The organism is Chryseobacterium sp. Leaf394, assembly GCF_001424105.1.
GTDB lineage: Bacteria > Bacteroidota > Bacteroidia > Flavobacteriales > Weeksellaceae > Chryseobacterium.
Window position 1 is genome coordinate 1,936,997 of the sequence record NZ_LMQH01000011.1, and the last position, 8,795, is coordinate 1,945,791.

Annotated in this window: 8 protein-coding genes; 1 reads left to right on the forward strand and 7 read right to left on the reverse strand. The window is 36.4% G+C overall.

What is annotated here, in order from left to right; translation table 11 throughout:
• The first annotated feature begins 104 nt into the window (after nucleotides 1-104).
• Nucleotides 105-1,289 (forward strand): MFS transporter, encoded by a 1,185-nt coding sequence (locus ASG21_RS13535; RefSeq protein WP_241773494.1) that lies wholly within the window; start codon nucleotides 105-107, stop codon nucleotides 1,287-1,289.
• Between the two features lie 59 nt (nucleotides 1,290-1,348).
• On the opposite strand, the gene ASG21_RS13540 is transcribed toward ASG21_RS13535, so the two are convergent.
• The 7 genes from ASG21_RS13540 to ASG21_RS13575 all read right to left on the reverse strand — a co-directional run bounded on the left by ASG21_RS13540 (nucleotide 1,349) and on the right by ASG21_RS13575 (nucleotide 8,642).
• The gene (locus tag ASG21_RS13540) at nucleotides 1,349-1,588 is read right to left on the reverse strand and encodes a hypothetical protein (RefSeq protein WP_056081084.1); all 240 of its coding nucleotides are present in this window, start codon (nucleotides 1,586-1,588) and stop codon (nucleotides 1,349-1,351) included.
• A 38-nt stretch (nucleotides 1,589-1,626) separates the two neighbouring features.
• A complete protein-coding gene (locus tag ASG21_RS13545) occupies nucleotides 1,627-2,943 on the reverse strand; it encodes a hypothetical protein (RefSeq protein WP_056081087.1) in 1,317 nt (438 codons plus the stop codon).
• Nucleotides 2,944-3,045: 102 nt separating this feature from the next.
• A complete protein-coding gene (locus tag ASG21_RS13550; protein ID WP_185113738.1) occupies nucleotides 3,046-3,936 on the reverse strand; it encodes a 3-hydroxybutyryl-CoA dehydrogenase in 891 nt (296 codons plus the stop codon).
• Nucleotides 3,936-4,367: a hypothetical protein gene (locus tag ASG21_RS13555; protein WP_056082411.1), complete on the reverse strand. Its 432-nt coding sequence runs from the start codon at nucleotides 4,365-4,367 to the stop codon at nucleotides 3,936-3,938. The genes ASG21_RS13550 and ASG21_RS13555 overlap by 1 nt, the downstream gene beginning before the upstream one ends.
• 31 nt (nucleotides 4,368-4,398) lie before the next feature.
• Nucleotides 4,399-5,277 (reverse strand): CGA/CIA family class A beta-lactamase, encoded by an 879-nt coding sequence (bla-A, locus tag ASG21_RS13560; RefSeq protein ID WP_056081092.1) that lies wholly within the window; start codon nucleotides 5,275-5,277, stop codon nucleotides 4,399-4,401.
• A 63-nt stretch (nucleotides 5,278-5,340) separates the two neighbouring features.
• Entirely contained in the window at nucleotides 5,341-7,062 is a 1,722-nt protein-coding gene (locus ASG21_RS13565) for a cellulase family glycosylhydrolase (protein ID WP_056081095.1), read from the reverse strand.
• 614 nt (nucleotides 7,063-7,676) lie between these two features.
• The gene (locus ASG21_RS13575; protein ID WP_056081101.1) at nucleotides 7,677-8,642 is read right to left on the reverse strand and encodes a Gfo/Idh/MocA family oxidoreductase; all 966 of its coding nucleotides are present in this window, start codon (nucleotides 8,640-8,642) and stop codon (nucleotides 7,677-7,679) included.
• Nucleotides 8,643-8,795 lie beyond the last annotated feature (153 nt).

The window sequence follows — 8,795 nt, forward strand, 5'->3', positions numbered from 1 at the left end:
TATCTGATTGAAATTAAAAATATAATGTTTAATAATTATTCATCTTCACCACCGTGCAGTATCAGAAAAAAAATCGGAATTTTGAGCCCGTAAAAACAATGCTGATGCTTTCAGAGAAAAACAAATTTATTGCGACAGTTCTGGCCTTCGCGGTAATTCCCATGTCTGGTCTGGCGACCGATATTTATTTACCCAGTATGCCGAGCATGGCGAGAGACCTTCATCTTCCTGAAAGCAGCATCCAGCTTACACTTTCACTTTTTCTTATCAGCTATGGTGTGACGCAGTTTTTTGCAGGAAGCGTTGTAGATTCATTCGGTCGGTACAGAATTACACTTATTTCACTTGCTCTTTTTGTGATCTCATTTCTGATAACGGCTAATACGGGAAATATTTATGTGATTTACGCGATGAGAATTCTTCAGGGTGTACTTTCCGGTTTTGCGGTGGTTGCCAAAAGAGCTTTTTTTGTGGACGTATATGAAGGCGATGAGCGGAAACATTATCTCAGCATCATGACGATTGTATGGTCTGTAGGCCCCATCATTGCTCCGTTTATCGGTGGTTATCTGCAGAGTATTTTCGGCTGGGAATCCAATTTTTATGTACTGGCGGGTTACAGTTTTATCCTTTTGATCTCTGAATATTTTTTCTCCGGTGAAACTTTAAAAATGAAAAAAGTTTTAAGTTTAAATCTGCTGAAAAAAGAATACAGCATGATGTTCAGAGCCAAAGATTTCTTCTATGGAATGCTGATGTGCGGCCTGAGTTATTCGATGATTATGTTTTTTAATCTGTGTGGTTCCTTCATCATCGAGCACAAAATGGGATATTCTGAAGTGGTTGCCGGTTACGTTTCACTGATTTTAGGTTTTGCCTGGATGCTTGGTGGCTTTATCGGTAAAGCGCTGATCAACAAAGCGTTTTTACCCAAGCTTAGGATTGCCAATTTTCTACAGATCGCTTTAATTGGAATGATGATTTTAGCATCCTTTTTTCTGAACAACATCTACAGTCTCGTTGCTTTTGCATTTGTAATTCATGTGACGGCAGGATTTATCTTTAATAATTATTTCTCGTACTGCATCGGGAGATTTCCCAATTCTGCGGGAATTGCAGGCGGTCTCACAGGCGGAATGGCTTTCATCATCACTTCCGCAATCAGCTACGGAATTGTCGCAATTTTGAAACCTGAAGTTCAGCTTGACGTTGCGGAAGGTTATCTTGTGATGGGTATTTTAGGGCTTTTGGTTTTAACAATGATTCAGTTCAGAAAGGCACATATCTGATTTCTGAGCATAAAAAAAGCTGCCAACAGGCAGCTTTAATATTTTTTGTGGAGTTGTTCTTATTCTTCCTCTTCTTCGTCGTACTTAGCCAACTCTTCGTCGCACCATTTGAACGCAGCTTCTACAACCTTAGTCGCTTCATCTGCCATCGATTCTTCATCATCGCCTTCCAAATCATCTAACCACTCAACTTCTTCTTCTTCAACGTTTAAGATAAATCTTGGATATTCTGTATGAACCACGAATAAATCTTCTGGAAATTCCGAATTGTCTGCTAATAAAAACTTTGGTAATTTCATTTTTTGTAATGTTTTAACTTTAATCAAAGATAATAAAATTATTGAAACTTATTCTTTCTGATCTTAATTTTTTCTAAAACTTTATGTTGTGTTAACGTTGTTTTTTTCAGCGTGTCTTCTGCCTTGGAAGTGAGAACAATATCCGAATTTACGGTACTTATGAGCTCAGCAATCTGTACTTCATCAAGTTTTTCAACATCTTTCACGTAAAACAGCAGTCTTGTATTTTCAAGTTTTTCCTGTTTCAGAAACCGGGTAATTTCTTTTCGGTTTTCAAGATAATCTCCTTTGGAAAGCCAGGTAAACAAACCACCAGACATTATACTCAAAAATCCTACAGCATAGGTTTTAATATTAAATATTTCAAATAATTTTTTAAAATAAACCAGCCAGATCGGATATGAAAAAGGTGCTAACAAACGATAATCCAGCGGTGTAATCCAATAAAAATATTGTATAAAAAATGAACATATAATTCCGCAAGTACCGATCAATAAGAGAAAAATTTCAGTTTCAGATCGTCTTTTAGTAAAAAACAGGTACAGCATTACCAAAATATTAACAGCCCCAATTCCATAAATAGCAATATTAATTTTTCCTTCACCAGGATCTGCTATATGGATGAAAGGATTAAAAGAAGTCGCAAGTCCCTGAAAAAACTCCGGTACTAATTTGGATGTTGGATTGAGCCCGATTTCTAAGGCTTCATTAATATAATTTGAGTTAAAGTAATCTATAAACAAAAATTTATATCCGATGATAAAAACAAGACCAATAAATGCTGAAATAATAAAGGTTTTCGCATAATTTCTCTTCCAGAAAATCAATCCGAAAAGTCCGGTTCCTCCAACAAAAAACAAAGAACTGTATCTGATATTATACAGGGTAATCAGCGATATTGACAAGTAAAAAACGGCTTTTCCGCCAGAAATTTTTCCGTTTATAATCTGATGTGCACAATAAAAAAAGAGGAATACAAAAGGCAAAATAAATGCTTCACTCATTGTGAAGGAAAAGATCGAAAGGAAACTGAAGAGTGAGGAAATCACCACCGTTTCCCTGAAATAAAATTTCTTTTTCCACGCAAAAAATATGATGAAAAGAAACGAAACAATTCCGACAATTTTACTCGCCCAGAATTCATCAGTTCCGAAAAGCGTAAAAAACCTTATGGATAAAGGATAACCGAGTGGCGTAGTAGTATTATCCACTTCCGGCAAAACATGGGCAAACCGCATGTACCGGATCGAATCCGGATTCACCCTGCCCTTCTCGTTCAGTAAAAAACGCAAAATGGTCATCACTAAAGTAATGATGACCATTGATATCTGAATATTTCTTTCCTTAAAATTCATGAGATGTGAAATTAGTGAATTTTGCTATGCAAGTTAATTTTCTTCGAAGTGAATTTATAATAATGCTAAAATTCACATTTGACTTATTCACAATTCACTTTCTTACTTCGCAAACATTTTCGCCACTTTCTCAGCTTTTTTGCTTTCAGAATAATCATAAAAACCTTCACCGGATTTCACTCCTAATTTCCCTGCCATTACCATGTTCACCAGCAAAGGATTTGGTGCATATTTAGGATTTTTGAAGCCGTCGTACATTACATTTAAGATTGCCAGACAAACATCAAGTCCGATGAAATCTGCTAACTGAAGCGGCCCCATCGGATGCGCCATACCCAGTTTCATTACCGTATCAATTTCTTCAACTCCCGCAACGCCATTGTACAGCGTTTCAATAGATTCATTGATCATAGGCATCAAAATTCTGTTCGCCACAAAACCCGGATAATCGTTTACCTCAACAGGCACTTTTCCTAAAGTTTTGCTCATTTCGTAGATAGAATCAAAAGTTTCTTTAGAAGTAGAATACCCTTTGATGATCTCTACCAGTTTCATAATCGGAACCGGATTCATAAAGTGCATCCCAATTACTTTGTCTGCTCTTTTTGTAGCGGCAGCAATTTTAGTAATAGAAATAGAAGAAGTATTTGTAGATAAAATGCAGTTTTCGGGAGCAAATTCATCCATCTGAGCGAAGATTTTCAGTTTCAGATCCTGATTTTCAGTTGCGGCTTCCACTACAAGATCAGCATCAGTTACAGCATTTTTTAACTCCGTAAAAGTTGTAATATTTCCTAAAGTTTCAGCCTTTTGGTCTTCCGTAAGATTTCCTTTTGCAATAATTCTGTCAAGATTGGTGGTTATCGTTTTTAAACCTTTATCTAAAGCATCCTGAGAAACATCTACAAGATTTACTTTGAAACCGCTTTGAGCGAAAGTGTGTGCAATACCGTTCCCCATGGTTCCTGCACCGATAACTACAATGTTTTTGATCATTTTATTTTCTGTTTTGTTATAACTGTTTTATTTAAAGTAGTGTTGGGTAAAGCTGATAAAGCGCCTTTCGAAACCATCGAAGTTCCCATAAAATCTACTGTTCCGTCGCTACCGCCTTTTGCTGTATTCTGTGCATTGATCGCCGCTTCAAGACCTGAAATAAATTTCCTTTTATTTGATTTTGAAAGCGCATCCAGTCCTACAAAAAGTTTGAACTCACCTTCTCTTCCCAAACCGGTCTGTTTATAAATTTCAACCGTTTTGCTTTTATTTTTACCCTGAAATTTCTGAATATAGTCGCGCACCGGCTTTTCAGAAGGCGGTCCACAGCAGATGCTGTTGTAGCTGATCTGATAATAGTTTTCACTTTTCTGTGCAAAGAAAATTGCTGATGTGAAAATACCGAATATGAATAATACCTTTTTCATTTTTGAAGTTTTTAAAATTAAGCTTAAAATTTTACTTATTAAAATAATCCCAGACAACTTTAGAAATATCTGAAATCATTTTACAGTTAACGTCACTGCTTTCTGTTGAGTTGCTGACGAATACAGCTATTGCATAATGTCTGCCATTGGGTAAAGTTACCACCGCGATTTCATTTTCTGCGCCTGTAAGACCGTCATTATTCTTTCCGGAAGCTCCCGTTTTTCTTGCTACTGGGGTATTTTTCGGAAGCTGTTCTATTAATTTATTTTTTCCTGTGGAAGTGGAGAGCATTACTTTCATCAGATAATCTGTAGATTTTTCTGAAAGCAATTTACCGTCATAGAATTTTTTTAAAGCATCTGTCGCAGCGTTTGCAGTAGAATAATTTTTATACTGAACATTCCAGTCTTTGTGCATTTCTGCCTCGCCGGAAATAATCTGAAAGTTCTTTACATTTTTAGCATCAAAAAACTGCTGTACTGTTTTTGGCCCGCCCAAAAGTCCGAGCAAGATATCGCAACCGCTGTTGTCGCTTTGTGCCACGGTAAGTTCAAGAATTTCACTTAAAGGAACTTCCACTCCACCGTTTGGATATTTATCACGCAAAGGCGACCAGGTGTTTTGCATTAAATTATCCTTCGTCAGTAAAACTTTCTGATCAAGAGACAGTTTTCCTTTATCCACATAATCCAAGATTGCTGCAGCAATGTGAAATTTAAAAACACTCTGCATCGGCAGTTTTTTTTCTGCGTTTTTACTGTATTTAAAGCCATTTTCAAAGCCCAGAACAGAAATTCCGACCGTTGCTTTTTTACCTTTAATGATTGAATTTATTTTCTTGTCTAAAACAGATTGCTGAGCACAGAAAAATGCGGAAATCAGGAGGAAAAACAGGCTTATTTTTTTCATAATTTTTTAATTAAAACAAATCCCTTTTAGTTTTAAAAGGAATTTGCAATTTAATATTTTTTACTATTTCAATTCAAAATAATTAAAATTCACCCCATCATTTTCAAAAATAATTCTGATTTTATTTTCTCCTTTTTGTAGGCGAATACCCTTTGTAGAATTTTTTTTCCAGTTTTCCTCACCCTGTGTGGATTGAAGTGATACTGTAGTAAGCAGTTTTCCGGAAGCATCTTCAAGTCTGATTTTGGAATCTGTTTTCGATGAATAACTGATTTCCAATTTATATGTTTTTTCATCTTTTGAATTAACAGTGTACTGCAGCCACTCGCCAGTTTGCGTTTTACCGACGTAATATTGATTATCTACTGATTTAAAAATATCCACACCATCATTTCTCAGTTGATTTCCTGAATTCCACTCTGATCTTTTCTCCGGATCGCTTACCCAAAGATTGATAAAATCTTTATCTGAATAAGCTACACCGATTCTTCCCAAATCATAATCAGTCGACATGATTTTGCCGGGTGCCGTGTGGTTTTTGAAAGCTTTTGAAGAGTGATCTGTTGTCTGCCTGAACATTGCATCGATCACATCTTTCCTGACTTCTGTATTGCTGAATTTATAGTTATCCGCAATCTTCATCAATGCTTTTTCAGCATAATCTTTTGATGGTTTTTCGCCGCCGTTCTTCCAGTAATCAAGTAATTTTTGGTATTCGGGAGTGATTTTTACGTTGTTGATTCCTGCAGTGTTATCAATTTTTTTCATGGGCCAGAATGCGTAACCGATGTTGTGCTTATCCAGTAACTGAATGAGTTGGGTAAACCAGACATTTGAATTCTCTCCTGTTTCTCCCAACCAGATTGGAACATTGTACTTTTTTCTGAGATCTAAAGCAAACTTCAGTGTCGCATCATCATTATTATTCCAGTATTTATGAAAACTGAATACCAGATTACCGTCCCAAAGTTCCGGAAGACCGTTGTAATTGTTTCCCCAGCCGTTTCCTTCAAGATAAATAATATGTTTCTTATCAACCTCCCGAATCGCTTCTGTAATCTCTCTCTGCAGTTTCCAAAGCGGAGCGTTAGACATTTCATCTGTTCCGTTGGGATTTTTACCTGTGAAATTAATATTAGGTTCATTGATCAGATCATAGCCACCGATCCACGGCTCATCTTTGTACCGGTCTGCCAGTTTTTTCCAGAGTGCGACCGTTTTCTTTTGGTTTTCGGTGCTTTCCCAAAGTGAAGGTTTAGATTTGTCGTTATCTGAAATATTCACATCATTTCCCTGTCCGCCTGGTGCAGCATGGAGATCAAGTATTAAATATATTTTGTTATCCTTACACCATTTCAGAAGGTCGTCCGTCATTTTAAAACCTTCTTCAAGCCAGGTATTCTGTCCTTTTACAGTTTCTTTTTCTATGGGCAAAGTGTAAAGATTATAATGCATCGGCAGACGGATCGAGTTAAATCCTGCCTTTGCCAGAAAATCGATATCCTGTTTCGTCACTCCGTTTTTAAGATAGGCTTCATAAAATCTTTTCATCCCTTCTTCACCAATCAGTTCAGCAATTTTCTCTTTAACTTTATACTGAGGCCCCGCAAAATCTGCAGTTTTGAGCATATACCCTTCCTGGAGCATCCATCCTCCTAAGCCAAGACCTCTCAACTGAATATTTTCACCTTTATCGTTGACTATTTTTTGATTCTCAGTTTTAAGCAGTTGAGATGTCCCAAATTGAGACAATAAAAAAGCGGATAGTATTATGGCTTGTTTCATAATTAGAATGTTTAAATATTGGGGGGATTTCAGAATTTTGAATTTAACAAATATATTCAAAATTTGTGTATTGTAATTATATTAAAACACACAAATTTTTCTGCTGAGCAATCCTTTAAATGTGATTAAAAATTAGTGTAAGTAATAAGATATAACTGTTAAGAAAATCCCACAGACTATTGTGACTGCCTGCTCTTTAATTTTAGCATTTTTAAAATAGAAAATTGTTAAAAAAGAAAACAGCAATGCTGTAATAACGACAGCGGTTTTATCGATATAGTCTGAAAATCTGCTGAATAAGAAAAATTCAAATAAAATCAGCATCAGAACTTCCACGGTACTGATTACTAGAAATAAAGTGGAAAATGTATTGATTTGCTTTTTCTTAAATAAAAAAATGAAAAAACCAATAACTCCTACCACTCCTTTGAGTGGTGCGATTACGATATTGTGGAATGAAAAGGATGAAATCTGCAAAAAAGTTTTATAAGGCTGATAAATACTTTTTGTGATATTGTAATCTCTGATAATATAAAGATAACCTACATACACACAAAGAATTGATAAATACAAAAAAAGTAGTGGAAGTAAACTTGTTCTGAATTTATTTATCATCATTTAGTGATTAAATCCATTATCTCCAGCGCCACTTTCAATGCCTCTGTTCCGTCTTCCAAAGAAACTTCTACGTTTTTCCCCTGAAGAATGGCGTCTGCAAACGAATTCAGTTCATCCAAAATGGCATTGTTGGCCTGAATATTTGGATATTCAAATAAAATCTGGTTCTTCTCACCTTCCGCATTCTCAATAATCATATCGAAAGGTGTCGGGTTCTCCGGGGCTTCTTTCATCCGGATGACTTCTGCTTTTTTCTCTAAAAAATCGACAGAAATGTAAGCATCTTTCTGGAAAAAACGGCTTTTTCGCATGGCTTTCATTGAGATTCTTGAAGTCGTTAAATTAGCCACACAACCGTTTTCAAATTCAATTCTTGCATTCGTGATATCCGGACTTTTACTCACCACACAGACACCGCTTGCATGAATATTTTTAACTTTAGATTTCACAACGCTCAATAAAATATCAAGATCGTGAATCATTAAATCCAGAACCACAGAAACATCGGTTCCACGGGGATTAAACTCAGCCAGACGGTGAATTTCAATAAACATCGGATCCTGAATGAATTCTTTTGCCCCAATGAATGCAGGATTATACCTTTCCACATGACCTACCTGAGCCTTGATACCGTTTTCACTGCATTTTCTCACAATTTCCTCAGCCTGTTCCAACGTTTGAGTCACCGGTTTTTCGATGAAGAAATGAAGACCTTTTTCAATAGCTTTCAAAGCATAATCGTAGTGGTAAAGGGTCGGCGTCACAATGTCCAGCATCTCAATCTGATCGAGCAACTCATCAAAATTTTCAAAATATCTGTATCCGAATTCTGCTTCGAGTTTCCTGCCGTTTTCTGCATCCTTATCGTGAAAACCAACAAATTTATATTTATCTGACTGATTGAGAAGTCTCAAATGGATCTTTCCTAAATGGCCTGCACCCACCAAACCTGCTTTTAACATAGCTGTATTAAATTTCTGTAAATATAAAGCTAAATTTGAAATTTGAGGTTTGAAATTTGAGATTCGGGGTTCGCGGTTCGGGGTTCGCGGATTGAGATTTGAGATTCGGGGTGCGGGATTTGTTGTTCGGATTCGTTGTTGGGGGGGGGGGGG